At 56.6% G+C, this 26,223-nt stretch carries 26 protein-coding genes and 1 tRNA gene; 11 read left to right on the forward strand and 16 right to left on the reverse strand.

What is annotated here, in order from left to right; all coding sequences use genetic code 11:
* Positions 1 to 27: 27 nt before the first annotated feature.
* Complete coding sequence (locus AC0TNG_RS12800; RefSeq protein ID WP_014882827.1) at positions 28 to 798, reverse strand: SDR family oxidoreductase; 771 nt, start codon at positions 796 to 798, stop codon at positions 28 to 30.
* A 28-nt stretch (positions 799 to 826) separates the two neighbouring features.
* Positions 827 to 1,450, reverse strand: a complete 624-nt coding sequence (tesA, locus tag AC0TNG_RS12805; protein ID WP_047347391.1) for a multifunctional acyl-CoA thioesterase I/protease I/lysophospholipase L1 — start codon at positions 1,448 to 1,450, stop codon at positions 827 to 829.
* Between tesA and ybbA the strand changes: the two genes are divergently transcribed.
* From ybbA to AC0TNG_RS12820, 3 genes are all read left to right on the forward strand, one after another.
* Positions 1,421 to 2,107 (forward strand): putative ABC transporter ATP-binding protein YbbA, encoded by a 687-nt coding sequence (gene ybbA / locus AC0TNG_RS12810; protein WP_063955353.1) that lies wholly within the window; start codon positions 1,421 to 1,423, stop codon positions 2,105 to 2,107. The genes tesA and ybbA overlap by 30 nt on opposite strands.
* The gene (ybbP, locus tag AC0TNG_RS12815; protein ID WP_473713248.1) at positions 2,104 to 4,518 is read left to right on the forward strand and encodes a putative ABC transporter permease subunit YbbP; all 2,415 of its coding nucleotides are present in this window, start codon (positions 2,104 to 2,106) and stop codon (positions 4,516 to 4,518) included. Before ybbA ends, ybbP begins: the two co-directional genes overlap by 4 nt.
* Before the next feature lie 183 nt (positions 4,519 to 4,701).
* Positions 4,702 to 5,847 (forward strand): porin, encoded by a 1,146-nt coding sequence (locus tag AC0TNG_RS12820; protein WP_024906872.1) that lies wholly within the window; start codon positions 4,702 to 4,704, stop codon positions 5,845 to 5,847.
* Between the two features lie 88 nt (positions 5,848 to 5,935).
* On the opposite strand, the gene mnmH is transcribed toward AC0TNG_RS12820, so the two are convergent.
* From mnmH to ppiB, 6 genes are all read right to left on the reverse strand, one after another.
* A complete protein-coding gene (gene mnmH, locus AC0TNG_RS12825; protein WP_024906873.1) occupies positions 5,936 to 7,006 on the reverse strand; it encodes a tRNA 2-selenouridine(34) synthase MnmH in 1,071 nt (356 codons plus the stop codon).
* An 84-nt stretch (positions 7,007 to 7,090) separates the two neighbouring features.
* Positions 7,091 to 8,158 (reverse strand): 5-(carboxyamino)imidazole ribonucleotide synthase, encoded by a 1,068-nt coding sequence (purK, locus tag AC0TNG_RS12830; RefSeq protein WP_024906874.1) that lies wholly within the window; start codon positions 8,156 to 8,158, stop codon positions 7,091 to 7,093.
* A complete protein-coding gene (purE, locus tag AC0TNG_RS12835; protein ID WP_290094546.1) occupies positions 8,155 to 8,664 on the reverse strand; it encodes a 5-(carboxyamino)imidazole ribonucleotide mutase in 510 nt (169 codons plus the stop codon). The genes purK and purE overlap by 4 nt, the downstream gene beginning before the upstream one ends.
* 171 nt (positions 8,665 to 8,835) lie before the next feature.
* Complete coding sequence (locus tag AC0TNG_RS12840) at positions 8,836 to 9,045, reverse strand: YdgH/BhsA/McbA-like domain containing protein (RefSeq protein ID WP_024906875.1); 210 nt, start codon at positions 9,043 to 9,045, stop codon at positions 8,836 to 8,838.
* Positions 9,046 to 9,181: 136 nt separating this feature from the next.
* Positions 9,182 to 9,904 (reverse strand): UDP-2,3-diacylglucosamine diphosphatase, encoded by a 723-nt coding sequence (lpxH, locus tag AC0TNG_RS12845; RefSeq protein ID WP_463727003.1) that lies wholly within the window; start codon positions 9,902 to 9,904, stop codon positions 9,182 to 9,184.
* A gap of 3 nt (positions 9,905 to 9,907) precedes the next feature.
* Positions 9,908 to 10,402: a peptidylprolyl isomerase B gene (ppiB, locus tag AC0TNG_RS12850; protein ID WP_023334762.1), complete on the reverse strand. Its 495-nt coding sequence runs from the start codon at positions 10,400 to 10,402 to the stop codon at positions 9,908 to 9,910.
* Positions 10,403 to 10,576: 174 nt separating this feature from the next.
* On the opposite strand from ppiB, the gene cysS reads away from it, so the two are divergent.
* On the forward strand, positions 10,577 to 11,962 hold the full coding sequence (gene cysS, locus AC0TNG_RS12855) for a cysteine--tRNA ligase (protein WP_417927011.1): 1,386 nt from the start codon (positions 10,577 to 10,579) through the stop codon (positions 11,960 to 11,962).
* Between the two features lie 86 nt (positions 11,963 to 12,048).
* Here the strand turns inward: cysS and AC0TNG_RS12860 are convergent, their stop codons facing one another.
* From AC0TNG_RS12860 to folD, 5 genes are all read right to left on the reverse strand, one after another.
* A complete protein-coding gene (locus AC0TNG_RS12860; RefSeq protein WP_032646207.1) occupies positions 12,049 to 12,570 on the reverse strand; it encodes a metal-dependent hydrolase in 522 nt (173 codons plus the stop codon).
* Positions 12,571 to 12,643: 73 nt separating this feature from the next.
* The gene (malI, locus tag AC0TNG_RS12865; RefSeq protein ID WP_023310638.1) at positions 12,644 to 13,660 is read right to left on the reverse strand and encodes a Mal regulon transcriptional regulator MalI; all 1,017 of its coding nucleotides are present in this window, start codon (positions 13,658 to 13,660) and stop codon (positions 12,644 to 12,646) included.
* A gap of 83 nt (positions 13,661 to 13,743) precedes the next feature.
* On the reverse strand, positions 13,744 to 15,243 hold the full coding sequence (locus tag AC0TNG_RS12870) for a PTS transporter subunit EIIC (RefSeq protein ID WP_024906880.1): 1,500 nt from the start codon (positions 15,241 to 15,243) through the stop codon (positions 13,744 to 13,746).
* Between the two features lie 283 nt (positions 15,244 to 15,526).
* A complete protein-coding gene (ybcJ, locus tag AC0TNG_RS12875) occupies positions 15,527 to 15,739 on the reverse strand; it encodes a ribosome-associated protein YbcJ (protein ID WP_023310640.1) in 213 nt (70 codons plus the stop codon).
* Position 15,740: 1 nt separating this feature from the next.
* Positions 15,741 to 16,607, reverse strand: coding sequence for a bifunctional methylenetetrahydrofolate dehydrogenase/methenyltetrahydrofolate cyclohydrolase FolD (gene folD, locus AC0TNG_RS12880; RefSeq protein WP_008499332.1), 867 nt, complete (start codon positions 16,605 to 16,607; stop codon positions 15,741 to 15,743).
* Between the two features lie 309 nt (positions 16,608 to 16,916).
* On the opposite strand from folD, the gene fimA reads away from it, so the two are divergent.
* From fimA to sfmF, 6 genes are all read left to right on the forward strand, one after another.
* Positions 16,917 to 17,480 carry a type 1 fimbrial major subunit FimA gene (gene fimA / locus AC0TNG_RS12885; protein WP_023310641.1) on the forward strand — a complete coding sequence of 188 codons (564 nt, stop codon included), beginning with the start codon at positions 16,917 to 16,919 and terminating at the stop codon, positions 17,478 to 17,480.
* 68 nt (positions 17,481 to 17,548) lie between these two features.
* Positions 17,549 to 18,094, forward strand: coding sequence for a type 1 fimbrial protein subunit FimI (fimI, locus tag AC0TNG_RS12890; RefSeq protein WP_024906881.1), 546 nt, complete (start codon positions 17,549 to 17,551; stop codon positions 18,092 to 18,094).
* Between the two features lie 34 nt (positions 18,095 to 18,128).
* The gene (gene fimC / locus AC0TNG_RS12895) at positions 18,129 to 18,821 is read left to right on the forward strand and encodes a type 1 fimbria chaperone FimC (protein WP_024906882.1); all 693 of its coding nucleotides are present in this window, start codon (positions 18,129 to 18,131) and stop codon (positions 18,819 to 18,821) included.
* Positions 18,822 to 18,835: 14 nt separating this feature from the next.
* A complete protein-coding gene (locus tag AC0TNG_RS12900) occupies positions 18,836 to 21,397 on the forward strand; it encodes a fimbrial biogenesis usher protein (RefSeq protein ID WP_024906883.1) in 2,562 nt (853 codons plus the stop codon).
* The gene (gene fimH, locus AC0TNG_RS12905; RefSeq protein WP_024906884.1) at positions 21,390 to 22,397 is read left to right on the forward strand and encodes a type 1 fimbria D-mannose specific adhesin FimH; all 1,008 of its coding nucleotides are present in this window, start codon (positions 21,390 to 21,392) and stop codon (positions 22,395 to 22,397) included. Before AC0TNG_RS12900 ends, fimH begins: the two co-directional genes overlap by 8 nt.
* Positions 22,398 to 22,406: 9 nt before the next feature.
* Entirely contained in the window at positions 22,407 to 22,928 is a 522-nt protein-coding gene (sfmF, locus tag AC0TNG_RS12910) for a fimbria assembly protein (RefSeq protein WP_024906885.1), read from the forward strand.
* Between the two features lie 51 nt (positions 22,929 to 22,979).
* Here the strand turns inward: sfmF and fimZ are convergent, their stop codons facing one another.
* The 3 genes from fimZ to AC0TNG_RS12925 all read right to left on the reverse strand — a co-directional run bounded on the left by fimZ (position 22,980) and on the right by AC0TNG_RS12925 (position 25,864).
* Positions 22,980 to 23,612, reverse strand: coding sequence for a fimbria biosynthesis transcriptional regulator FimZ (gene fimZ / locus AC0TNG_RS12915; RefSeq protein ID WP_024906886.1), 633 nt, complete (start codon positions 23,610 to 23,612; stop codon positions 22,980 to 22,982).
* Between the two features lie 800 nt (positions 23,613 to 24,412).
* The gene (locus tag AC0TNG_RS12920; protein WP_048991448.1) at positions 24,413 to 25,141 is read right to left on the reverse strand and encodes a helix-turn-helix transcriptional regulator; all 729 of its coding nucleotides are present in this window, start codon (positions 25,139 to 25,141) and stop codon (positions 24,413 to 24,415) included.
* 24 nt (positions 25,142 to 25,165) lie between these two features.
* A complete protein-coding gene (locus AC0TNG_RS12925; protein ID WP_048991446.1) occupies positions 25,166 to 25,864 on the reverse strand; it encodes an EAL domain-containing protein in 699 nt (232 codons plus the stop codon).
* Positions 25,865 to 26,142: 278 nt separating this feature from the next.
* On the opposite strand from AC0TNG_RS12925, the gene AC0TNG_RS12930 reads away from it, so the two are divergent.
* Positions 26,143 to 26,219 (forward strand) — tRNA-Arg (locus AC0TNG_RS12930).
* The last annotated feature ends 4 nt before the right edge of the window (positions 26,220 to 26,223 follow it).

The following is a 26,223-nucleotide window of genomic DNA, read 5'->3' on the forward strand; positions in this document are numbered from 1 at the left end:
CATGGGGATGCGCGTCGTCGCTTCAACTCAGCCGTGTAAAATTTTGTCCATCATCCGGCCCGGCAGCAGGCGTTTTAACCAGCCTACGGCATGGGTGACCAGCGTCACCGGATAGCGCATTTTGGGATGTTCGCTCTCAAAAGCATGGCGCACTTTGGCCACCACCGCCTCTGGCCCGAGGGTAAAACGTGCGGCAATACCGGGGTTCTCGACCGGTTTATCCGCCTGCGTCTGGTTAACGTTTTCGGTAAAGCGGGTGCGGATCGGGCCGGGTTCAATCAGGCTGACCTTAATGCCGCTGTGGCGTAGCTCCATGCGCAGGGCGTCGGACCAGGCCTCCAGCGCATATTTGCTGGCGGCGTAGGCGCCGCGTCCCGGGGTGGAAATCAGCCCCATCACCGACGACGTCATCACGATGCGTCCTTCACCGTGCGGCAGCATGGCGGGAAGCAGGCGCATGGTGAGCTGATGCACGCCGAAGAAATTGGTCGAAAACTGCTTCTCCAGCGTTTCGCGGGAGAGGGTATCCAGCGGGCCATACACGCCGTAGCCGGCATTGTTAAACAGCCCGTACAGACGATTGTCGGTCAGCGCGATCACCTCATCGGCGGCGCGCTCAACGCTCTCCGGCGAGTCCATATCCAGCAGCACGCCGGTAAAGCCCAGCCCGTTCATGCGTTCGACATCGTCGGGTTTGCGGCAGGCCGCCAGGACCCGAAACCCCTGGCGCTTCAATTCGAGCGCGCTTTCCAGACCGATTCCACTGGAACATCCTGTAATTAAGACCGATTTTTGCATAACTTTACCTGTCAGGATCTCCGCTTAATCAGGAGTCATGTTTAACTAAAGGAGCCAGCCGCGTTGCCATCCAGTCGGCAATAAACGGCTGCGCATCGCGATTGGGGTGGATCCCGTCGTCTTGCATCCACTGGGGTTTGAGATAGACCTCTTCCATGAAAAATGGCAGCAGCGGAATATCAAACTCTTTGGCAAGCTTAGGGTAGATCGCGCTAAAGGCTTCATTATACCGACGACCGTAGTTGGCGGGCAGGCGAATTTGCATCAGCAGCGGCTGGGCGTTTGCCGCCCTGATGTCCTGCAAAATGGTGCGCAGCGTTTGCTCGGTTTGCTGAGGCTGGAAACCGCGCAGGCCATCATTACCGCCAAGCTCAACCAGCACCCACCGTGGCTGATGCTGTTTGAGCAGCGCAGGCAGGCGCGACAGGCCCTGCTGCGAGGTATCACCGCTGATGCTGGCGTTGATAACCGACGTCTTGCTCTGCCATTTGTCATTGAGCAGGGCGGGCCAGGCCGCGCTGGCCGCCATGCGGTAGCCTGCGCTCAGGCTGTCGCCAAGAACCAGTAACGTGTCCGCTGCCGCCGCGCGGAAGGTCATCAGAATCAAAAACAGGAAGGGCAAATGCCAGCGGAAAACAGTGTTGAAGTTCATCATCTTAAGAAGTCCGTCGGTCAGGGGGAACACCAGCTTTCCATCCTTACTGGAGTTGAACTCGTTGTCAAACGCGCTGAAACCATCGCGCTGATTGGCGAATCCGGTTCCGGTAAGTCCACGCTGCTGGCGATTTTGGCCGGTCTGGACGACGGCAGCAGCGGCGAGGTCCACCTTGTCGGGCAGCCGCTGCATCAGCTTGATGAAGAGGCGCGGGCCGCGCTGCGCGCGCGTCACGTTGGTTTTGTTTTTCAATCTTTTATGCTGATCCCGACCCTAAACGCGCTGGAAAACGTCGAACTCCCGGCGCTTCTGCGCGGGGAAAATAGCCGTGAAAGCCGCGCTCACGCGAAGGCGCTGCTGGAACAGCTCGGTCTGGGGAAACGTCTCGATCATCTTCCCGCGCAGCTTTCTGGCGGTGAGCAGCAGCGCGTGGCGCTGGCGCGGGCGTTTAACGGTCGCCCGGAAGTGCTGTTTGCCGATGAGCCTACCGGTAACCTTGACCGTAAAACCGGCGACAGGATTGCCGACCTGCTGTTTTCGCTCAACCGCGAGCACGGCACCACGCTGATCCTCGTGACCCACGATCCGCAGCTCGCCGCCCGCTGCGACCGTCGCCTGCGGCTGGTTAACGGTATTCTTCAGGAGGAGGCATGATTACCCGCTGGTTCTGGCGCGAGTGGCGCTCGCCCTCGCTGCTGATTGTCTGGCTGGCGTTAAGCCTGGCGGTGGCCTGCGTGCTGGCGCTCGGCAGCGTCAGCGACCGGATGGAAAAAGGGCTCAGCCAGCAGAGCCGGGAGTTTATGGCGGGAGACCGGGCGCTGCAAAGCTCCCGCCCCGTGCCGCCGGGCTGGATTGACGAAGCGCGTAAAGAAGGGCTGAAGGTGGGGGAGCAGGTAAGCTTCCAGACCATGACCTTTGCGGGCGACACGCCGCAGCTGGCGAGCGTCAAGGCCGTCGATGATATCTACCCGATGTACGGTGACTTGCAGACCCGCCCGCCGGGATTAAAGCCCACGCCCGGTACGGTGCTGCTGGCATCGCGTCTGATGGCGCTGCTGAATCTGAAACCCGGCGACAGTATCGACGTCGGCGACGCCACCCTCAAAATTGCCGGGGAAGTGGTACAGGAACCTGACTCTGGGTTTAACCCGTTCCAGCTTGCGCCGCGCCTGCTGATGAACACCGCGGACGTAGCAGCAACCCATGCGGTACAGCCGGGCAGCCGCGTCACCTGGCGCTATAAGTTTGGCGGCACGCCTGCCCAGCTTGACGCATATGAAAAATGGCTTCTGCCGCAGCTCAAACCGGAACACCGCTGGTACGGGCTGGAGCAGGACGAAGGGGCGCTCGGTAAATCTCTGGAGCGCTCTCAGCAGTTCCTGCTGCTGTCGGCCCTGTTGACCCTGCTGCTGGCGGTGGCGGCGGTGGCCGTGGCGATGGGGCACTACTGCCGCAGCCGCTACGACCTGGTGGCGATCCTCAAAACCCTGGGGGCGGGCAGGGCGCAGCTGCGCAAGCTGATTGTCGGTCAGTGGCTGATGCTGCTGGTCCTGTCCGCGCTGACCGGCGGAATAATGGGGCTGCTGTTTGAAAAACTGCTGATGGTGATGCTAAAACCGGTGCTACCGGCCGCACTGCCGCCGGCCAGCCTCTGGCCGTGGCTATGGGCAATCGGCGCGATGACGGTAATTTCGCTGCTGGTAGGGCTACGCCCTTACCGACTGCTGCTCGCCACGCAGCCGCTGCGCGTGCTCCGCAGCGATGTGGTGGCGAACGTCTGGCCGCTGAAGTTCTACCTTCCGGTGATTATTGCGGTGGCGGTGGGGCTGCTGGCGTGGCTGATGGGGGGCAGCACGCTGCTGTGGGCGGTACTGGCCGGGGCGGTTGTGCTGGCGCTGCTGTGCGGCGTGCTGGGCTGGATACTGCTTAACCTCCTGAAAAAGGTGACGGTAAAATCCCTGCCCGTGCGCCTGGCGGTCAACCGTCTGCTGCATCAGCCCTGGTCAACGCTCAGCCAGCTGTCGGCCTTTTCGCTGTCATTTATGCTGCTGGCGCTGCTTTTAGTGCTGCGCGGCGATCTGCTCGATCGCTGGCAGCAGCAGCTTCCCCCGGAAAGCCCGAACTATTTCCTGATCAATATTGCCCCAGAACAGGTCACTCCGCTAAAGGGTTTCCTGTCGGAGCATCACATTATCCCTGAGTCGTTCTATCCCATCGTTCGCGCGCGTCTGACGCAGATCAATGGGCAGCCAACGGAGGGGAACAAGGACGAGTCGCTTAACCGCGAGCTGAACCTGACCTGGCAGGAGAAACGCCCTGACCACAACCCGATAACCGCCGGCATCTGGCCGCCGAAAGCGGGAGAGGTGTCGATGGAGGAGGGGCTGGCGACGCGCCTGAACGTGAAGCTTGGGGACAGCGTGACCTTTACCGGCGATACCCAGGATTTTACCGCGAAGGTCACCAGCCTGCGTAAAGTGGACTGGGAAAGCCTGCGGCCAAACTTCTTCTTTATCTTCCCGCCGGGGGCGCTGGACGGTCAGCCGCAGAGCTGGCTGACCAGCTTCCGCTGGGAAAACGGCAACGGCATGCTGACCCAGCTTAACCGGGAGTTTCCGACGGTCAGCCTGCTGGATATTGGAGCGATCCTGAAGCAGGTAGGGCAGGTTCTGGAGCAGGTGAGCCGCGCGCTGGAGGTCATGGTGGTGCTGGTGACGATCTGCGGCGTGCTGTTGCTGCTGGCCCAGGTGCAGGTAGGCATGCGCCAGCGCCATCAGGAGCTGGTGGTCTACCGCACGCTGGGGGCCGGAAAGCGGCTGCTGCGGATGACGCTCTGGAGCGAGTTTGCGCTGCTGGGGCTGGTGGCGGGTCTGGTGGCAGCCATTGGCGCAGAGACGGCGCTGGCGGTGTTGCAGACAAAAGTCTTCGACTTCCCGTGGGAGCCTGACTGGCGTCTCTGGTTGATCCTGCCTCTCTGTGGCGCTGTGCTGCTTTCACTCTGCGGAGGCTGGCTCGGCACGCGGCTGTTAAAGGGCAAAGCCCTGTTCCGTCAGTTCGCGAGTTGATTTAGCACGGTGAAAGTTACGCACCGGTTTCAAATGCCGGTGCGTAGTGTTTAAAAAGCACAAAGTGATAATACCCACTCATTTAGTAGCACAAAACATTAAAAACCCGACCACACAGCCCGATTATTTCCAGTTAATATTCACCCGCTAAATATTTAGCAGCGTGTCTATTAAGGAAAAATAATGACTATAAAAAAATCAGCGCTGGCGGCAACGATCGGCGCGGCAGTGGCATTGACTACCTTCGCTTCTCAGGCGGAAATCACCGTTCTTAAGCAGGATCCTCAGGCGGGTAACCCGCTGAGCCGCCTGAACTTCACTGTGGGTGGGAGTATCCGTCCACAGTTCAACATGATGACCGGTGACGGCGACAAAGGTTCTTACAAGCGTAACGGCTTCGACGGCGGCACCCGTTTCCGTTTCGCAGCAGATTACTACCTGTTTGATGACATCAGTTGGGTAAGCTACTACGAGCTGGGCGTGAACTTCCCTGCAATGTTCAACTGGGACAACCACTACAGCGAAAGCGACCACGACACGACGCGTCGTATGCTCTACACCGGTCTGAAGAGCGACACCTGGGGTACGCTGACCTTCGGTCAACAGAACAGCGTTTACTATGATGTGGTGGGCGCGAAAACCGATATCTGGGACTACGACATGATCGGTCAGGCACCAGGTAACGGGATCAAAGGCGATTACGACGGCTCTTACCGTTCACGTAATATGCTGAAATATAAGAAAACCGTGGGCGATGCTGACATTTATGCATCCTACCTGTTTGAAGACAGCGAATACCTGCCGGGCAACGGCCTGCGCTACAAGCGTAAAGGCGGCGGTTCACTGGGTCTGGATTACCACCTGACCACCGATCTGACCTGGGGTGCCGCGTGGAACTACACCCGTGCGGATATGCGTAACCCGGCCAATGGCGACAGCAAAACCTACGACCAGAACATCCTCGGTACCGCGCTGAGCTGGACCCCGGACAACTGGACATTCTCCGTTGGCGGCGGCTGGTATCAGAACTTCATGACCACCAAAAAAGTGTCTGTTAACGACTACTTCGCCGGTGATGCATGGGGTATTGAATACTTTGCGGGCTACAAGTTCCCAATTGGTCAGTATGCGGTTAAATCTATCCAGCCTTACTTCATGGGCGACCGTATTGACTACGTGAATGGCCGCAACTACCAGCGCATCGACAACGGCGTGGGTATCAGCTTCCAGCTGGATTACGGTTTCCGCGTGGACTACGAGCACGTGTTCACCTCCAGCACCGACGACCTGGGCGACATGAACCTGGTGCGTCTGCGTTACGACTTCTAAGTCGTCTGTTCCCCGGTGGCGCTGCGCTTACCGGGGCTACAAAAGCACGCGTAGGCCGGGTAAGGCGTAGCCGCCACCCGGCTTTCTTTTAGCGACCAAGCCACTCTGCAACGTCTTCAAACGTCCCGCGATACACAATCTTCTCCGCTTTCTTCTCCAGCTGATAGCCGTACATCGGGTCGTAATAGTCGTTCAGGAGCGGTACAAGCCAGCTGAAGTGTGCGTCCGTGCTGCCAGATCGTTGCTGTTCCAGCAGCGCGGAATCTAACAGCACGGTGAATTCTGCATACCGCTGTAGCCCCAGACGGCGGCGAATGGCGAACAGGCCGTGGTGCAGGTACTCGCTGTACGCTTTCCAGCCCGCTTCTTCGCCGTAGGCAGCAGAAAAATCTGCCCACATATGGTCGAAATACTCTTCGCGCAGGCGTTCAAGACGGATCTCAAACGGATCCTCTACCACCACGATAGGCGCTTCAACCATGCGGTCACGCAGGCACTCCGGCAGGTGGTTGGAGCCAATCATCCGGCCTTCATCTTCCAGCACCCAGCGCGCGGCGTCTTTTTTCAATAGCTCAACCGCAAGGTGGTTTTCAAAGCTCGCCTGGGAAAGCTGCGGCGTGAGCGTGCGGCCAAACGACGAACCGCGATGGTGCGCCAGCCCTTCCAGATCGATGCCCTGCGCGTGCTGCTTCACCAGCAGGGTTTTACCGTTTCCGGTACAGCCGCCGATAAGCACTATCGGCTTTTGTGACTGCTCAATGGTCACCTGAATCGCCGTCTGGCGCAGGGCTTTATAGCCGCCGCGGATCAGCGGGTAGTCGATGCCCGCCTCTTTAAGCCAGGCCTGCGAGATATGCGAGCGCTGGCCGCCGCGCGCGCAGCAGAGAAAGCCCTCAGGATGGGCAAGGCTGGCTTCACGCCAGGCGTTAATACGTGTCTCACGCGTCTCGCCGTTCACCAGACTATGGCCAAGCGCCAGCGCGGCCTCGGGGCCCTGGCGTTTATAGCAGGTGCCGACGGCGGCGCGTTCGTCGTCATTCATCAACGGCAGGTTAATGGCGGCGGGCATCGCACCCTGGGCAAATTCAATCGGCGCGCGAACGTCGATTAAAGGGGTATCAGACGCGAGGATCGCGCGATAGTCCGTTCCATCGTTCATGGTTATTCCAGAAGAAAACTCAGCAGCAATGGGCGGGGATTGTACGCCGGGGAAGGGGAAGGTCAACTCCCCGGCGCAGATGTCTTACTTGAGCTTTGACTGTGCCCAGACGATACCGCTCGCATATTCCGGCGGCAGGAGAGGGATCATGGCTTCCAGGGTGGCGCTCAGGCGGCCCGTGTCGCTGTCGTTCAGGTTCAGGTGACCGACCTTACGACCCGCGCGAACCTCTTTGTCATACCAGTGCAGATGCACCAGCGGCAGCTTCAGCCAGTCGTAGTTCAGATCGGTGCCGATCAGGTTGATCATCACCGACGGGCTGTCCACCACCGGCTGCGGCAGCGGCAGGTCGGTGATCGCGCGCAGGTGCAGTTCGAACTGGCTGATGGACGCGCCGTTTTGCGTCCAGTGGCCGCTGTTGTGCACGCGCGGTGCAAGTTCGTTGATCAGCAGACCGGACGGGGTGATAAAGCACTCCATCGCCATGACGCCCACATATCCGAGTTCGTGCATGATGGCAGAAAGCATCTCTTCTGCCTGCGCCTGCTGCTCAGCATTGGCGTGCGGGAAGGCGACGCTGGTGCGCAGAATACCGTCCTGATGCAGGTTATGCGTCAGCGGATAAAAGACGGTATGTCCGTCGTGCCCGCGTGCGCCAACCAGTGACACTTCACCGCTAAAGTTGATGCCCTGCTCAACGATGCATTCGCCGTAGCAGTCGTCCGGCAGCTCGGCAGTGTCGTCTGCGCGCAGACGCCACTGGCCACGGCCGTCGTAGCCGCCCACGCGGCGCTTCACGATGGCCAGCTCGCCCAGCATCGCGAAAACATCATTCCACTCGCTTTTATCGGACAGGAGCTGCCACGGCGCGGTCGGCAGGCCGAGCTTGTCGAACAGCTGCTTTTGCGTCAGACGGTCGGCAATGATCGGGAACACGTCGCGGTTTACGAAGGCGTTATGACGCGCCAGTTCGCGGGTCAGCGCGGTTTCCGGCCAGCGTTCGATCTCGGCGGTGATCACGCTCTGGTGGAACGGTACGGCTTCAGGTTCAGCGTCCAGCCCGACGGGCCAGACGGCAATACCCAGCGGCTCACCGGCCTGACGCAGCATGCGGCCTAACTGGCCGTTACCGAGGACGCAAACCTGCTTCATGCCGCACCCCGCGGGTCCGGATTGTCCAGCACTTCGTCGGTCTGGGCTTTACGCCACGCCGCCAGACGCTGATGTAACGCTTTATCGTGCGTCGCCAGGATCTGCGCGGCCAACAGGGCAGCGTTCGCCGCACCCGCTTTGCCAATCGCCAGCGTGCCGACAGGAATACCGCGCGGCATCTGGACGATGGAGTAGAGGCTATCCACACCGCTTAACGCGGCGCTTTGTACCGGGACGCCCAGAACCGGCACCAGGGTTTTGGCGGCAATCATGCCCGGCAGGTGTGCTGCGCCGCCCGCACCGGCAATGATCACCTCATAACCGTTCTCTTCGGCGCTTTCGGCGAAGCTGAACAGTTTGTCCGGTGTACGGTGCGCGGAGACCACTTCGACGTGGTGCGGAACATTCAGGATTTCAAAGATTTCGGCGGCGAACTGCATGGTAGCCCAGTCGCTTTTGGACCCCATCACGATGGCGACACGCGCCGGATTATTGCGGGAAGACATGCGTCTTAAAACTCCTGTGGTGCGAAACACACTGCTTTCGAGGGCACAGAGAATAGCATGTTATACGGGCAAGGAAAACGGTTGCGCGGTTAAATCTTGAGCCGTTGTTGCCATCAATTCATAACAAAACAGACCGCATTCTGGCGGTCTGTTTTTGTCGAAGGGCAATCATTATTTCGTCAGTTCTGCGGTCATATACACGCGGTTGTCGACCTTCGCGCTGGTGATTTTGTAAGACGCGCCCTGTTCAGCAGCCTGTGCAGCAATTTTCGCTTCTGCGCGGTCAAGGGTTGAACCGGTTGCGCTGACGCTCTGCGCGAAAGCGCCGAAGGAAGCCAGGGAAAGAGCGGTAACTGCAACGAAAGTTTTGATGGATTTCATGGTCGTATTCCTTAAGTAATTTATCTTGGATAGGGCGTGATGCCCTGATGTGATAAATAATAGGCCGACCACGGGCTGATTAAAATCGAAACAATTTGCCAATATTGTTCAAAAAAATAGAATGAGCTGTAAGGGGTTAAAACGGAAAAGCGATCAGCTCCACGCCCTGTGGCGTGACTTTGACCATGGATCCTTCTGAGTGCCATGCACCCAACACCACGCGATGGGCCGGTTCGCCGTTGGCTATAAGGGAATGCACGTCAGGACGATGAGTATGCCCGTGGATCAACCACTGAACGCCATGTTTTTCCATCACGTTGACCACCGCTTGAGGATTAACGTCCATGATGGTCATGGATTTGCTGCTGTTGGCGGCTTTACTGCCCGCGCGCATTCTGGCGGCGATGCGGTTGCGGATAAACAGCGGCAGGGCGAGGAACAGCGTTTGGATCCACGGGGTGTGGACTTTGGCGCGAAACGCCAGGTAGCCGGTATCGTCGGTGCAGAGCGTGTCGCCGTGCATGATCAGCACCTTGCGGCCGTAGAGGTCGAGCACCTGCTCTTCCGGCAGCAGCGTCATGCCGCTTTCGCGGGCGTAGCGCTTGCCGATCAGGAAATCACGGTTGCCGTGAATGAAATAGCAGGGGACGCCGGAATCCACCAGCGCTTTAATGGCCGAAGCCATTTCACGGTGCAGCGGGTTAGGGTCATCGTCGCCAATCCAGGCTTCAAAGAGGTCGCCCAGGATGTACAGCGCATCGGCGCTTTTCGCTTCACCGCGTAAAAAACGCAGAAAACCGGCGGTTATCGCCGGTTCTTCTGTTTGCAGATGAAGATCCGCAATAAAGAGTGTCGCCACGAATTACTCGCTGACGGTCACGCTTGTAATCACAACGTCTTCTTTAGGAACGTCCTGGTGCATACCGCTGCGGCCAGTAGAGACGGCTTTGATCTTGTCAACCACGTCCATACCTTCAACCACTTCTGCGAATACGCAGTAGCCCCAACCCTGCAGGCTTTCGCCGGAGAAGTTCAGGAAGTCGTTGTCAGCCACGTTAATGAAGAACTGCGCGGTTGCAGAGTGAGGTGCCTGAGTACGCGCCATCGCCAGCGTGCCGCGGGTGTTTTTCAGGCCGTTGTTCGCTTCGTTTTTGATCGCTTCTTTAGTGGCTTTCTGGTTCATGCCAGGTTCGAAACCGCCGCCCTGGATCATAAAACCGTTGATCACGCGGTGGAAAATGGTGTTGTTGTAGAAACCTTCGCGGCAGTAGTCCAGGAAGTTTTTAACTGTTTCAGGCGCTTTGTCATCAAAGGTTTTGATTACGATATCGCCATGATTAGTGTGGAAAGTAACCATTTTTGCATCCTGTTCCGTTATTGTGGTACGTCGACCCGCGTTCGGGTCATCTATAGGGGCTTGTTATAGCATAACCACAGGATGCGATCACCTTGCATTGTGTGCTGCTTCGGGTTTGAATTACGGGTAGAATAGCCGGTTTTCAACCACACACGTGTTTACATGGAATCTTCGATGTTAAAAATCTTTAATACAATGACGCGCCAAAAAGAGGAATTTAAACCTATCCATGCCGGGGAAGTCGGCATGTACGTGTGTGGTATTACGGTTTACGATCTCTGTCACATTGGCCATGGCCGTACCTTTGTCGCCTTCGACGTGGTGTCACGCTACCTGCGTTTTCTGGGGTACAACCTGAAATACGTGCGCAACATCACCGACATCGACGATAAGATCATCAAGCGCGCGAATGAAAATGGCGAAAGCTTTGTCGCGCTGGTCGATCGCATGATCGCTGAGATGCACAAAGACTTCGACGCCCTGAATATTCAGCGCCCGGACAGCGAGCCGCGCGCGACCCACCATATTCACGAAATCATCGAGATCACCGAAAAGCTGATCGCACGCGGTCACGCCTACGTTGCCGACAACGGTGACGTGATGTTCTCGGTGCCAACGGACCCAACCTACGGTTCGCTTTCCCGTCAGGATCTGGATCAGCTCCAGGCCGGCGCGCGCGTTGACGTGGTTGACGTGAAGCGTAACCCAATGGACTTCGTGCTGTGGAAAATGTCCAAAGAGGGCGAACCAAGCTGGCCATCCCCGTGGGGCGAAGGCCGCCCGGGCTGGCACATTGAGTGTTCCGCGATGAACTGCAAACAGCTGGGCAAGCACTTCGACATTCACGGCGGCGGTTCAGACCTGATGTTCCCGCACCACGAAAACGAAATCGCGCAGTCCACCTGCGCCCACGGCGGCGAGTACGTGAACTACTGGATGCACTCCGGGATGGTAATGGTTGACCGCGAGAAGATGTCGAAATCGCTGGGTAACTTCTTTACCGTGCGCGACGTGCTGAAGTATTACGACGCGGAAACCGTGCGCTACTTCCTGATGTCCGGCCACTATCGCAGCCAGCTGAACTACAGCGAAGAGAACCTGAAGCAGGCGCGCTCGGCGCTGGAGCGTCTGTACACCGCGCTGCGCGGTACCGACAGGTCTGTTCCTGCTGCAGGTGGCGAAGCGTTCGAAGCACGCTTTGTTGAGGTGATGAACGACGACTTCAACACCCCGGAAGCTTACTCCGTGCTGTTCGACATGGCGCGCGAAGTGAACCGCCTGAAGTCAGAAGATATGGCGGCGGCGAATGCGCTGGCGTCCCATCTGCGTAAGATCTCTTCCGTGCTCGGCCTGCTGGAGCAGGATCCGGACGTGTTCCTGCAGAGCGGTGCGCAGGCGGATGACGGCGAAGTGGCGGAAATTGAAGCGTTGATCAAAGCGCGTCTGGAAGCGCGTCAGGCGAAAGACTGGGCGGCGGCCGATGCGGCGCGTAACCGTCTGACCGAGATGGGCATCATTCTGGAAGACGGCCCGCAGGGTACCACCTGGCGCCGTAAGTAAGTCTGTAACGCCCGGTGGCGCTTACGCTTACCGGGCCTACGGGTAAAAGTAGGCCGGGTAAGGCGCAGCCGCCACCCGGCTTTTTTTTACCTTCTTCTCCACCACAACATTCCCATTAGCACAACCCCCGGCAGCCACACCCACAGCAGTTCTGAAATAATCACCTGATGCCCGTACGGCGTGGTATAGCGTGAGAGCGCAAACGGCGCGACCTTAATCACCTGCCACGGCGCAAAGAAGCGTTCATCTGACCACGGCCACAGCCAGCCGACGCCTTTTCCGCCTGTGGTAATCGAATCCAGCAGGCTGTGCGACAGCAGTGATACCGTTAAAAACAGCCAGCACCGCGTCAGGCTGGCCCTGAACCATCGTCGTCCAGTCAGCACGCAAAGTATCGGCACCACAAAGGCGAACAGCAGGGAGTGGGTAAAGCCGCGATGGCCGAAAACATTTCCATACGCGACGCCGAACTTAAACGCCAGCACGTCGGCGTCCGGCAGCATGGCGAGAACAATCCCGGCAAACAGCAGGCGGGGAGGAATCACTTTGGTTCCCAGGCCCAGGCCCAGACAAAGCGGAACAGCAGCGTGCGTAATAACGGTAGGCATTGATATTATCCATGGCAAATCATGGAAATATAGCAGTAATCTCGCCTTAACAGACCTGTTCTGAATTCTGATTTTACGCCGACTCGCGCGCGATAAGCTGCCCGGAAAGCGTAATGCGCTGGGTTTGCAGCGTCGGCTCCTTTAGCGTGCGAATAATCAGCCCGGCAGCCTGACGCCCCGTCTCTTCGCTGGCGGATGAGACATAGGTAAATGACGGCGAGGTGAGGTTTACGTGGAGCATATCTTCGAAACCGACCAGCGCGACCTGCTGTGTTAAAAACACATCTTTACCCACCGTACGCCCGACCTGATGAATACCGGAGATGGAGCCGATCATGGCATCCGGCGAGTGGCAGAGCAGGGCGGTGATAGTATTGTTTTTTTCCAGCAGCTGGCGGGTGGCGAAACCCGCAGCCAGGGTGTCATCGCTGCAGGCCGGAGAGTATTCATCGCGCCAGACCAGCCCGTTTTGCGTCATCGCGCTGCGAAAACCGAGCAGGCGCTGCTCGCGGATAAGGCAGCCTTCACGTCCGCCAATGTAGGCGATATTGCGATGGCCGCGCTCGATAAGATAACGCACCGCCAGGTTTGCCGCCTGACGGTTGTCGCGCATCACCAGATTGCATTTTTCATCCAGCAGCGACTGAGAGACCACCACCAGCGGTAGCGGGCAGCGGCGAATCTGTTCCGGTAGGGTAGAGGTGCGGGTATCCGAGGCCAGATAGATCACCCCGGCGACGCCCTGCTGCTTAAACGACAGCAGGCAGCGCTCAAGATGGTCATGGTCGTTCTGGGGCTGTCCGAGAAAAACCATATACCCCTGTTTTTCAAGATCCTGAACGATGCTCGCCATCACCTTGATGGAGAAACTGTCGCTAAAGTCACGGAGGATCAGGCCAATCAGATTGGACGTATTGGCGCGGAGGTTGGCAGCGGCAACGTTATGAACATAGCCCAGCGTATTGATGGCAGCGTTGACCTTCTCGATCGTTGCCTCTGAGATTTTCCCTTTCTGGCGCAGCACCAGCGAGACGGTTGAAACTGACACACCCGCGTGCTTTGCGACATCAATAATGCTGACTTTCTTCAAAACCGCTCCCTGAAATTTGCCGATTATCAGCCAGATAAAACACGTCTCCCAGCGTACAGGAGACGTGTCGCTCAGGCATCTTATTATTTGCCGATCATGGTGGACATGGTCTGGGCGATAAACTGTGCTCTGGCACCGAAAATCACCTGAATACCGTTATCGCCGACGAAGACCACGCCGCGCGCGCCGAGTCCGTTCAGGCCGTCTTTATCCACCACCTCGCTTTTTGTCACTTCCAGGCGAAGACGGGTGATACAGGCACCGACGGAGTCGATGTTATGCGCCCCGCCCAGCAGGGTGATGATCTCGGTCGCGAGTTCAGAATCCGATTTCTCATCCGCGTTGGCGGTCACTTCAGTGCGGCCCGGCGTTTTCACGTCGAAGCGACGGATCACAAAGCGGAACGTGAAGTAATAAATCAGGCCCATTGGAATGCCGATGATAATGGCGCTCAGGAAGTGGGTCTGGTAGCCGTTAAACGACGGCAGGATCCCGAATGACAGATAGTCGATAAAGCCCGCAGAGAACGACTTGGCGATATGCGCATGCAGCAGGTACATGGTCATGTAGGCCAGACCCGCCATGATGGCGTTAAAGACGTACAGAATCGGTGCCACGAAGATAAAGGTAAACTCAACCGGTTCGGTGATCCCCGTCAGGAAGCAGGTCAGCGCCGCGGAGAACAGAATACCGGCCGCGATTTTCTTATTCTTCGTATGGGCTTCGTGATACATCGCCAGGCACGCCGCAGGCAGCGCGAACAGCATCAGCGGGAATTCACCCTGCATGAACTTACCGGCGTTCTGGTAGGTGTCGCTGCTGAAGGATTTCACCCCTTCTTCCAGCATCTTGAACCAGATGGTCTGGTCGCCATGGATCACCTGGCCTGCCTGGGTGGTGTAATCGCCAAACGAATACCAGAACGACGGATACCAGATATGGTGCAGACCGAGCGGGATCAGTGCGCGCTCCACCAGACCGAAGATAAAGGTCGACGCCGCCTGATTATCGCCGTTTACCACCACGGAGAGCGCGTCGATACCGGCCTGGATATGCTGCCAGACGTACGGCAGCAGCAGCCCCATCAGGAACGAGAGGAACGCCGTTGCAATCGCCACGAAGCGCTTGCCGGAAAAGAAGCCGAGGAACTCCGGCAGCTGCATGGTGTGGAAGCGGTTATAGCACCAGGCCGCGAGAATACCGCAGATCAGGCCGCCGAAGACGCCCATCTGCAGCGTCGGAATGCCCACCACCATGGCGTATTTCCCGCCCTGGGAGGCCATTTCCGGCGTGATGCTTAGCACGGTGCTGATGGTGATATTGGTGACAAACACCGAAACGGCCGCAGACAGCGCCGCGATGCCGGATTCTGACGCCAGACCCACGGCGGAGCCAATGGCAAACAGCATTGGCAGGTTATCAAAAATAACCCCGCCTGCGTTCATCATCAGCGGCAGGTGGAACTTATCGCCGAAGGCCAGCAGCAGGCCCGCAGCGGGAAGCAGTGAAATTGGCAGCATTAAGGCGCGACCAATCATCGATAACTTAGACAGCGATTTAACAAACCCTGATATCAGACTCATGCTGATTTCCCCCGAATAGCGCTTTTTTTGGCGCTGTTATTGTAAGTAGAACGTTTTAGTAGAACGTTCTACTTATCGTGGGCAAAGAGTGAAAAACGCGCAACTGAATTTTCACGTTTCAACAGATGAAATAGCGATTATTTGAAGTGGATCGATAAATAACCGTGATGGGTGTGAGGGGATAGTGAGAGAAATTGCCGGGTGGCGGCTTCGCCTTACCCGGCCTACAAACGGAGACCGTACGTAGGCCCGGTAAGCGCAGCACCACCGGGCATCAAAGGGCTCAGGCCGTAACGGTTACGCTCTGTCCTTCAAAGCTCACGGTCTGGCCCGCGACAATCTTGCAGCGCTTGCGCGTTTCTACCACGCCGTCGACTTTCACCCGCCCGTCGGCGATAACGATTTTCGCCTGCGCGCCGCTTTCGCTCCAGCCTTCCAGCTTGAGCAGATCGCACAGCTCAACGTGCGGATGTTTACCTAATGAAAAAGTCGCCATCTTACGCGTCCTCTACGTCGTGATATTCTTCGCATGCCTGCAAAGTATTCTGAATCAGCGTTGCGACGGTCATTGGACCTACGCCGCCCGGTACGGGGGTAATGTAAGAGGCGCGCGCGGCGGCATCTTCATACACCACGTCGCCAACCACTTTGCCGTTTTCCAGACGGTTAATCCCGACGTCCACGACGATCGCACCCTCTTTAATCCACTCGCCCGGAATAAAGCCCGGCTTACCGACCGCGACGATCAGCAGATCGGCATTTTCGACGTGATGACGCAGGTTCTTGGTGAAGCGGTGGGTCACGGTGGTGGTGCAGCCGGCCAGCAGCAGCTCCATGCTCATCGGACGGCCCACGATGTTAGAGGCACCAATCACCACGGCGTTCAGGCCGTAAGTATCGATGTTATAGCGCTCCAGCAGCGTCACGATGCCGCGCGGGGTGCACGGGCGCAGACGCGGCGCACGCTGGCACAGGCGGCCAACGTTGTACGGATGGAAACCGTCCACGTCTTTATCCGGTGCGATACGCTCCAGCACCTTAACGTTGTCGATACCTGCTGGCAGCGGCAACTGAACCAGAATGCCGTCGATCTCTTTATCGGCATTCAGAGTGTCAATAAGTTCCAGCAGTTCTGCTTCGCTGGTGGTTTCCGGCAAATCGTAAGAGCGGGAGACGAAGCCGACCTCTTCACACGCTTTGCGCTTGCTGCCGACATAAATCTGCGATGCCGGGTTGCTGCCAACCAGCACAACGGCCAGCCCGGGGGCGCGTTTTCCGGCGGCTTTACGCGCCTTCACTTTTTCCGCGACCTCAGAGCGCACCTGCTGCGCAATCGTTTTACCGTCAATAATCTTTGCTGCCATCAGAGAGAAGATTCCGTCTGTAACGTTTGAAAGGGGGGATGCGTGTATTTTGTCAGAAGCGAGCCTCGCTGTCAGTCACCCTTTACGCGTTTTTATCAGCAAGACGCAAAAACCCTTCTTAAGGGATGGTCAATTTCTTAGGCGGGATTAGGATGTGACCTGGCGAAATGGCAGCGTTTTGACATATTTAAAAATCGCCTCCTGAGCTACTTTGTCTCCTCCGAAATAAGCTTTCAATTACTCAATTGAACGTATTTCTTATTCCCGATTATTCGCGGGAAGGGTTATTTACATTTTAAAGGAATAGACATGAAACTCAGCAACATTGCTTCTACTGTTATTGCAACTTTGGCCCTGGTTGCGGGTGCCGCAAATGCAGCAGATCCTGCTGCGCCGGTTTCCGTAAATGGCGGTACCGTACATTTTAAAGGTGAGCTGGTTAATGCCGCTTGTTCAGTAAATACGGATTCTTCCGAGCAGACCGTTAATCTGGGTCAGTATCGCACCGCGAAATTTACTAAAGTGGGCGACACCACCTCTAATATTCCATTCAACATTGAACTGAATGATTGCGATCCGCTGGTTGCCAAAACTGCAGCTGTTGCGTTCACCGGTCAGATCGACCCAACCGACAAAACCCTGCTGGCCGTGACCTCCGGTAACAACGACAACACCGCGAAAGGCGTGGGTATCGAGATCCTCGACAGCAAATCCAGCGTTCTGACCCCAGACGGCGCGACCTTCTCTGCTGCGCAGACGCTGATCGAAGGGACCAACACCCTGAAGTTCACCGCGCGTTATAAATCAACGGCTGCCACCACCGAGCCGGGCCAGGCGAATGCTGACGCCACCTTCGTAATGAAATACGAGTAATTCCTCCGCACAGGGATGTTCAGGCCTCAGGGATGAGGCCCGTCATACGCTATTGCCAGGAACGAAGGATGACAAGGACTGGAACACTACTGCTGTTAACCCTTGCGATGGCTTGCCCGGCATCGGCGCATACCGTGGTGATCGAAGGTGGCAAGGTTCATCTTCGGGGTGAACTGGTGAACGGCGGCTGCGCCGTGGCGCCCGATAGCCAGAATATGCGCATCGACATGGGGCAGTACCGAACCAATTCATTTTCCGGCGTGGGCAGTTTTTCTACGGTGAATGTGCCTTTCACCGTGCGGCTGCTGGACTGCAGCGTGGATGTTTCGCGCACCGTGGGGATCCAGTTTCAGGGCGTCACACCCGCAGAGGATCCGCAGGTCTTTCTGGCGACATCGCGGCCGGGTGAAACACCTGTCAGCAGCGGCGTCGGGCTGGCGCTCTTTGACGAGCAGCAGCGTCAGATTATCCCAAACGCCACGGCCGTCAGCTGGCTGCCGATCGAAACCCGCGAGCTCGCGTTCCATTTTAGCGCCCGCTATCGGGCTATTTCCGAACATCTCGAGCCAGGCAAAATTCAGTCGGATGTCTGGTTTACGTTGATTTATCCATAACACCTGCGAACACATTATTAAAGGTACGGTTGTGATGAATACCCTAATTAAACCAGGACTTTTTTTATCGTTTATTTTGATGATGGTTTCTTCCTGCGCAAATGCATCCGGCGGTATTGCGCTGGGGGCCACCCGCGTTATTTATCCGGCAGAGGCGAAGCAAACGTCGCTGGCGATCACCAACAGCAACAAACAGGAACGCTATTTAATTAACGCGTGGATCGAAAATGCGAACGGGCAAAAAGAAAAAACCTTTGCCGTCACGCCGCCCCTGTTTGTTAGCGAGCCGAACAGTGAAAACACGCTGCGTATTATTTACGCCGGGCCGGCGCTGCCTGCCGACCGCGAATCGCTGTTTTACATGAACGTGAAGGCGATCCCGTCAGTGAACAAAGCCAAAACGGAAAACAATAACGTGCTGCAGCTGGCGATCCTCTCGCGCATCAAGCTGTTTGTACGCCCTAACAACCTGGCGATGCAGCCGGAAGAGGCGCTTTCCCAGCTGCGGTTCGAACGCGCGGGTAACCATCTCAAAGTTAGCAACGCGTCCCCGTATTACATCACCCTCGTCAATTTGAAGCTGGGCGGGCAGCAGCTGGATAACCTGATGGTTGCGCCGAAAAGCTCGGCTCAGCAGGTGCTGCCAGCCGGTGCCAGCGGTACGCTTTCCTGGCAGAGCGTGAATGACTACGGTGCCATCACCCCGGCGCGTAGCGTCAACCTGTGAGCAGAGTCAGGGCGATGAAAAACCACCAGAGACGTTACTGCCCGGTTGCGCTGGCGCTGATGGCTGCGCTCTGGCCGCAGGCTGGCTGGAGCGAAAGCTATTTCAACCCGGCCTTTTTGTCCGACGACACCGCCAGCGTGGCGGATTTGTCGCGTTTTGAACAAGGACACCAGCAGGCACCCGGCGTTTATCGCGTGGATATCTGGCGCAACGATGAGTTTATCGGTACCCAGGACGTGCGTTTTGAGCAGGCCGAGAACACGCCGCCGGTGGCGGGCGGTTTATCGGCCTGCATTACGCGCGCGATGCTTGACCGCTTTGGCGTCAACGTTGCGGCGTTTCCCGAGCTGGCTAAGGTGCAGGGCGAGACCTGCGTTCCGCTGGCTACGGCCATACCCGGCAGCGAAACGGTATTCAACTTTGCCTCACAGCGTCTGGACGTCAGCCTGCCGCAGGTGGCATTGCAGAACAGCGCCCGGGGCTATATTCCGCCCGAACAGTGGGATGAAGGCATCCCCGCCGCGCTGGTGAACTACAGCTTCACCGGTAACCGGGGAAGCGAAGACGACAGCTATTATCTGAACCTGCAAAGCGGGTTGAACTATGGCGCCTGGCGTTTACGTAACAACGGCGCATGGCGGTACACGCAGAATAACGGGCAGCGTCACAGCGAGTGGCAGAATATTGGCACCTGGGCGCAGCGCACCGTTATCCCGCTGAAAAGCGAACTGGTGCTGGGCGACAGCAATACCGGGAATGACGTTTTCGACAGCATGGGGTTCCGCGGCGGGCGGCTCTTCTCGTCTGACAGCATGTACCCGGACAGCCTGCAGGGCTACGCGCCGACCGTGCGCGGGATCGCCCGTACGCCCGCCAAAGTGGTGGTTCGCCAGAATGGCTACGTTATCTATCAAAGCTATGTCCAGCCGGGCGCATTTGCCATTACCGATCTTAACCCGACCTCCTCAAGCGGTGACCTGGAGGTCACGGTCGAAGAGAAAGACGGCACCCAGCAGCGCTATACCGTGCCGTACTCCACCGTGCCGCTTCTGCAGCGTGAAGGGCGCTGGAAGTACGACCTCGTCGCGGGGGATTACCGCAGCGGTAACAGCGATCAGGACACGCCGTTCTTCACCCAGGGAACCCTGATTACCGGTCTTGCCAACGGTTACACGCTCTACGGCGGGACACAGCTGGCGTCACGCTATACCGCGGTGGCCGTCGGAGCCGGAAAAAACCTGGGCGACTGGGGCGCGGTCTCGCTCGATATCACCCACGCCCGCAGCCAGCTTGCGGACGACAGCAAGCATGAAGGGCAGTCTCTGCGCTTCCTCTATGCGAAATCCCTTAACGGCTTCGGCACCAACTTCCAGCTGCTGGGCTACCGCTACTCCACGAAAGGCTTTTACACCCTCGACGATGTCGCCTGGCGCTCAATGGAAGGCTATCAGTATGCCGATAGCCAGAACGATAACGATGTTCCAGACGTGCAGAGTTATCACAACCTGACGTGGAATAAAAAAGGCCGCTTCCAGCTCAACGTATCTCAGTCGCTGGGGGACTACGGCTCGGTCTATATCTCCGGTAGCGAGCAGACCTACTGGGGAACCGATGAGACGAACCTCTGGTACCAGTTGGGCTATGCGGGCGGCGTGAAGGGGATCAACTACTCCGTTTCGTGGTCGTGGAACAAATCCGTTGGGATAGACGGCACCGATCGGATCGCGTCATTTAACGTCTCCGTGCCGTTCAGCCTCTTTACCCGTCAGGGCTATCGCAGGGACAGCGCGATTGACCGCGCCTACGCTACGGCATCCGCCAGTCGAAACAGCGATGGCGACACAAGCTGGCAAACCGGCGTCAGCGGAACGCTGCTGGAGGACCGCAACCTGAACTACAGCGTGACCCAGGGACACACCAGCACCAACGGCGCAAGCGGAAGCGCCAGCGCCAACTGGCAGGCGACTTACGGCACATTGGGCGTGGGCTACAACTACAGCGACGATCAGCACGATCTCAACTGGCAGCTCTCCGGCGGGGTGGTCGGACACGCCGACGGCGTGACCTTCAGCCAGCCGCTGGGCGACACCAACGTGCTGATCAAAGCGCCGGGGGCATCAGGCGTCAGCATTGAAAACCAGACCGGGGTGAAAACCGACTGGCGAGGCTACGCGGTGATGCCGTATGCCACCGTCTATCGCTACAACCGCGTGGCGCTGGATACCAACACCATGAGCAACAACACCGATATCGAAAACAACGTGAGCAGCGTGGTGCCGACGAAAGGCGCGCTGGTGCGCGCCAGCTTTGATACCCGCATTGGCGTACGCGCTCTGCTGACGGTGATGCGCGGTAACCAGCCCGTGCCGTTCGGCGCGGTGGTCCGTGAAACCCGAAGCGGTGTCACCAGCATGGTGGGGGATGACGGGCAAATTTACCTGAGTGGGCTGCCGCTGGAAGGCGAACTGCTGATCCAGTGGGGCGACGGGGCGCAGTCCCAGTGTCGCGCACCTTACAGCTTGTCTGAACAGAGCCTGCAACAGGCAATCACACTTAAGGGGATCAGCTGTGATTAAAACCCAAATCTTTGCCTTGTCGCTGCTGGCGTTACTGCCCGCGACAAACGCATTCGCTACCGTGTGCGTCAATGAGAAAGGCGTGCCGACGGAGGTGCATTACGACCTGACGGATAAATTCAATAGCTCGAATAACCAGATTGGACAGGTCGTGACGCTCAGCGAAAAATCGCAGTGGGTAGGGGTGAATGCCGTCTGCCCGAAGGGCACGACCGGGAACACCACCAAGCGCAGCTATGTGACGGATTATCCAATCACCGGGACCAGCGATGGCTACCAGTATCTGAAGCTGAACGACTATCTGGACGGGGCCATGAAAATCACGGACAGCTATGCTGGCGTGTTTTACCCGCCAAAAAGCTATATCCAGATGGGGAGCCATCCTAACGTCTCCAAAAACAAACCGTTTGGCGTTCAGGACTCCAGCCTGGTCTTCCGTCTTAAGGTGACCCGGCGTTTTATCAACATGGTGGTGATCCCGCGTGCCACCATGTTCCGCGTCTACGTCACCACTACCTCCTCCGATCCGCTAACCACGCCGGTCTATACCATTAGCTACAGCGGAACCATTCAGGTGCCGCAAAGCTGCGCCATTAATGCCGGTAACGTGGTGGAGTTTGATTTCGGTGACATTGGCGCCTCTTTGTTCAGCAAGGCGGGCGTGGGTAACAAGCCGGAGGGCGTCTCATCGCAAAGCAAAACCATTGCGATCAAATGCACCAACGTGGAGGCGAACGCCATGCTGACGATGCGCGTCGAGGCGGAAAAAGTCTCTGATAATGTGCTGGTGTCGGATAACCCGGATGTGGGGTTCATCATTGCCAACGAGAGCGGAGCGCCGCTCACGCCTAACAACCTGACAAGCAAAATTCCGTTCCGCCTTGACGACAGCGCGCAGGCGCAGGTGGGGATCCGGGTCTGGCCGGTGAGCGTGACGGGCAATAAGCCAGCGGAAGGGCGTTTCACCTCGCGCGGGTACTTGCGCGTGGATTACGACTAAGGAGCCAATATGCGAAACGGGATCCGTTTTATCACCGTGGCGCTTCTTGCGCTTTGCACACAGGCTCAGGCGGACACCGCGTTGGGCGAAATTAACATTCGGCTCTACGGCAATATCGTCGATTTTACCTGCGTTGCCGAGGGCAGCGACAGCGACAAGACCGTCACGCTGGGCACCTGGCCCACGAAACAGCTCAGCACCACCGGAAGCCGCACGCAGCCCATGCCGTTTACGCTGAAGCTGACCGGCTGCCCGCCGGGCGCGGCGTCCATTACGTTTTCGGGTAAAGCTGACGGGAGCAATAACGGTTTGCTGGCGCTCAATGACGCCAGTACAGCAAGTCATGTCGCGGTAGAGATCAGGGATGCGGATAAAACGCGTCTGGCTCTCCAGCAGGCCAGCCAGCCGGTGTCGGTTGATGCGCAGGGGAATGCGACATTGTCGTTTTATGCCAATTATATTGCCACCGCAGATAATCCTCAGCCCGGACGAGCCGATGCGGATGCCACCTTTATGATTAACTATAATTAGCACTGACCGCACTCCCTGCAGCTCAGATAAGCTGCAGGGAGTGAATTCAGGTTAAAGCAGTTCGTGCGCTTTGGCGTAATCAATTAATTCTACGATGCTTTGCACACCCAGCTTGGAATAAATATTGGATTTATGCGCGCTAATAGTTTTGTTGCTTAATAGTAGCTGTTCAGCAATTTCCTTATTGGATAATCCATTCGCCAGATACCGTAATACCGTGACCTCACGATTCGATAATGGCATATCTACTGCCATCCCTTTCCCTGAACCCAGGTGGTTTATAAAGTTCAGCGTTTCCGACGGGAAAAAGGAATAGCCCATCAGGATCATTTCTACGGCGTTGTAGATCTCACCCAAATCTTTCCGTTTGCTGACGAAGCCATTTGCCCCGGCGCGAATGGCGCGACCCGCGTAAAATAGCTCTGATTTAGACGAGAGGAACAGAACCTTAATCTCTTTGTTTAAGTTTCTGATTCTCTTAAGTAAAGCGAAAGCATCCGTGCCCGTGAGTTCAATGTCAAGGATCACCAGATCGATAGGGTGATTGCGGATACAGTCAAGGACTTCATGGCTATCGCCAGACTTGAGCTTGACTGCGATATTCTTATTTTTCTGTAGCAGGACTTCTATCGACATTCTGACGATAGGATGTTCGTCCATAATGATAACGGATGCCGGTTTCATTTTTAATGCCTCAGATTGTTAAAAGCGTTATGCAGAGTTTGGTAAAACTCTCGAAATGCCGGAAGGATATAATGTGCAGATCCCTATACCGTAGTATTTCCCTGGAAAGAGCGAAAGCATCCTTGTTTACGTAATGAAAAGAACTATGCCTCAGCGCGGTCATCTCATTAGGCTGGTGTTGGCAAAAAGGTTTTTCTTATTCAAATTTGGTACGCATCTTATTATACAGGGTAAGTTTTTTCCGAAAACCCTGTAAATTAATATCCGCGTATGGGTTTGTATTATCTTCTGGATCTGAATCACTATTTTTTTAAAATTAGCGGAAATATCCTATTATCTCATTTACCGCATATTTTCATCTTTATGTAATAACAAAAAATAACAGATATCTCTGTATGTTGATCAATTGTTAACAAAAATAGACATCATTTCTGGGGGCGAACCCGCGACGCGGAGGTTAAAAATTGCCCTCGCAGGCCGGTAGACCTTCATCCGAAAGTGCTTGCGTTGACCACGATAACGGCGCCAGGTCCGCAGGAGAACATGCTACCCGCTTCGCTTTTTACTCCTGGACGTTGTCGCTAAGCTGCTTGTTTTTACATCATTATCATCTTGTTAACGCTATCTGCATTCGCTTAACGGATGGAGGAAAGTGCTGCCGTTCATTCAATTTATGGCATTTCACAAGGTTTACGCCCATAAATTAGGAATAGTTATAAATTCGATTTTATTGTTAAAAATTAACATTTATGTAACGCAGTTGGTAAGTAAATTCCTAAACCGCTTTAGGAAATAAGGGGTTAGGACGTGAGTGAAAACGTGCAGTCTGAGAGGTTATTAAGAAGATGAAGCAATTCCTGGCGATGGCTCAGCCCCAGCTTCAGCAGGATGCAGCTGAGACGATAGATAATGCGGCTATAGGGGCGATTCTGCATCAGGGCAATCTGACGCAGCGTCTTGCCCCGTGAGAGCTCCTGCAGGATGGGCCATTCATTGCGTGAGAACCAGTCTTTGTCGGAACCCTGCGGGGGGCGGGTATCCAGCAGGCTGTGCTGGAGCGCGGCGGCGTTCAGTTGGCGTTCGAGCACATGAAAGGGACCTGCCGCTTTGCAGAAGAGGCGGGTGTCGTAATTATCGGCCCGGACTAACAGCCAGGGCGTCAGGTACGGAGGAAACAGGCTATGCCTTCTCAACTGATCCAGTTTCTCCAGCAGCCCCGTGGACCGGCTTTCTATATCCACGACCAGACGGGCGGAGGGCCACTGTGTCTGCGCGATAAGGGCGTCGTCCAGCGTGGCGTAGTCGCAGCAGCTGCTCAGAGGAAACTGCCCGTTGAGAAAGCCGGTGCGCAGGTAGTGATCCTCCGTCACCAGAAGGATAAAAGGGGCGTCTGTTTTGCGGGGCTGGCTGATGGACTGGCTCAAAAATTCGAGTCGGTCGAAAAAGGGGGGAGCAAAAGGTGAGCGCGTAAATCCCAGTGCATCACTTCCTGTACGCCGCCGCCGGTAACGGCGCACTGTCATTCGCATGGTCTCCCTCCTGGAAATGGCGTTTTAATCCTCCGGCCATGTCCAGGACGGCCAGTAATATCCCTGGCCGAGGTCTGCGCCTGCCTGCAGTGCCCAGGTACGATCGCGTTCAGTCTCAATACCTTCAATAAGCACTTTCCCGGCCAGCTGAAAGCAAAGGGAAACCAGTTGCCTCAGCGCAGGGGTGTCGCGTAAACGCCAGAATGCTTCCTTATCTATTTTGACGCCGCTTAACGGGAGTCGACAGGATAAAAACGACTGCACTAAGACGTCGTCCACGTCATCCAGCCAGATAGCGTGTCCCTGTCTGCTAAGTTGCTGCAGATTCTGAACCACATGCTGCTTCTGTGCGACGGTTAGCGCCAAAAAGGACGCGAGGTCGACAATCTCAATATTGAGCTGCACGCCAGGTAACCTGATAAGTCGCTGAAAAGACGCAGGCTCCGTCAGGACGGTTATCGGCAGATTAATAAAAAGGTTATGTCCGTGCGGCGTATTTTTTAGCGTGGCAAGCTGCGCTTCAAGCAGGGTTATCGACCACTCAGCGGACCGATCGCAAAAAAAGTCCTCGCTGTGGCGCGTGTCGGACAGAACGCTAAGTACCTCCACGCCAACCTGGCGCAAGGAGGTGAGGGCGACGATAGGCTCAAGCTTAATGCCGACGATGTCCTGAGAAAGGTACTGTAACCGGGGGGGCGTATCGATCAGGTTTTGCGCTGTCACTCCATTGTCCTGTTGTCTGTCAGCCTCCAGGCGGCCGGGATATCTGACTCTAGTGTGACGAGCTGACGTTCAGGAAAACAGCAGGCGTTACTTAAATGCAACTAGGCCTTTTCGCAGCGCTAAATTTTACGGTGAAACAGGGAGAAATGTTGAGAAAATAGCCGTATTTACAATCGGCTAGCGGTAATTGCCCTGGAAAGCGGAAAAGGCATTGACTCACCTGCCATTGACCGTATAATTCTTCGCGTTTCACCACCGCGAAGCACACGCTTCTCAGTGCGCCCTTAGCTCAGTTGGATAGAGCAACGGCCTTCTAAGCCGTAGGTCGTAGGTTCGAATCCTACAGGGCGTGCCATTTC

The organism is Enterobacter sp. PL_is514, assembly GCF_055816715.1.

Excerpts from the sequence above, each read along its gene's own strand:
- AC0TNG_RS12800 (WP_014882827.1), bottom strand. The coding sequence starts at position 798 with ATGCAAAAATCGGTCTTAATTACAGGATGTTCCAGTGGAATCGGTCTG.
- ybbA (WP_063955353.1), top strand. The coding sequence starts at position 1,421 with ATGCCAGCGGAAAACAGTGTTGAAGTTCATCATCTTAAGAAGTCCGTC.
- tesA (WP_047347391.1), bottom strand. The coding sequence starts at position 1,450 with ATGAACTTCAACACTGTTTTCCGCTGGCATTTGCCCTTCCTGTTTTTG.
- ybbP (WP_473713248.1), top strand. The coding sequence starts at position 2,104 with ATGATTACCCGCTGGTTCTGGCGCGAGTGGCGCTCGCCCTCGCTGCTG.
- AC0TNG_RS12820 (WP_024906872.1), top strand. The coding sequence starts at position 4,702 with ATGACTATAAAAAAATCAGCGCTGGCGGCAACGATCGGCGCGGCAGTG.
- mnmH (WP_024906873.1), bottom strand. The coding sequence starts at position 7,006 with ATGAACGATGGAACGGACTATCGCGCGATCCTCGCGTCTGATACCCCT.
- purK (WP_024906874.1), bottom strand. The coding sequence starts at position 8,158 with ATGAAGCAGGTTTGCGTCCTCGGTAACGGCCAGTTAGGCCGCATGCTG.
- purE (WP_290094546.1), bottom strand. The coding sequence starts at position 8,664 with ATGTCTTCCCGCAATAATCCGGCGCGTGTCGCCATCGTGATGGGGTCC.
- AC0TNG_RS12840 (WP_024906875.1), bottom strand. The coding sequence starts at position 9,045 with ATGAAATCCATCAAAACTTTCGTTGCAGTTACCGCTCTTTCCCTGGCT.
- ppiB (WP_023334762.1), bottom strand. The coding sequence starts at position 10,402 with ATGGTTACTTTCCACACTAATCATGGCGATATCGTAATCAAAACCTTT.
- cysS (WP_417927011.1), top strand. The coding sequence starts at position 10,577 with ATGTTAAAAATCTTTAATACAATGACGCGCCAAAAAGAGGAATTTAAA.
- AC0TNG_RS12860 (WP_032646207.1), bottom strand. The coding sequence starts at position 12,570 with ATGCCTACCGTTATTACGCACGCTGCTGTTCCGCTTTGTCTGGGCCTG.
- AC0TNG_RS12870 (WP_024906880.1), bottom strand. The coding sequence starts at position 15,243 with ATGAGTCTGATATCAGGGTTTGTTAAATCGCTGTCTAAGTTATCGATG.
- ybcJ (WP_023310640.1), bottom strand. The coding sequence starts at position 15,739 with ATGGCGACTTTTTCATTAGGTAAACATCCGCACGTTGAGCTGTGCGAT.
- folD (WP_008499332.1), bottom strand. The coding sequence starts at position 16,607 with ATGGCAGCAAAGATTATTGACGGTAAAACGATTGCGCAGCAGGTGCGC.
- fimA (WP_023310641.1), top strand. The coding sequence starts at position 16,917 with ATGAAACTCAGCAACATTGCTTCTACTGTTATTGCAACTTTGGCCCTG.
- fimI (WP_024906881.1), top strand. The coding sequence starts at position 17,549 with ATGACAAGGACTGGAACACTACTGCTGTTAACCCTTGCGATGGCTTGC.
- fimC (WP_024906882.1), top strand. The coding sequence starts at position 18,129 with ATGAATACCCTAATTAAACCAGGACTTTTTTTATCGTTTATTTTGATG.
- AC0TNG_RS12900 (WP_024906883.1), top strand. The coding sequence starts at position 18,836 with ATGAAAAACCACCAGAGACGTTACTGCCCGGTTGCGCTGGCGCTGATG.
- sfmF (WP_024906885.1), top strand. The coding sequence starts at position 22,407 with ATGCGAAACGGGATCCGTTTTATCACCGTGGCGCTTCTTGCGCTTTGC.
- fimZ (WP_024906886.1), bottom strand. The coding sequence starts at position 23,612 with ATGAAACCGGCATCCGTTATCATTATGGACGAACATCCTATCGTCAGA.
- AC0TNG_RS12920 (WP_048991448.1), bottom strand. The coding sequence starts at position 25,141 with ATGCGAATGACAGTGCGCCGTTACCGGCGGCGGCGTACAGGAAGTGAT.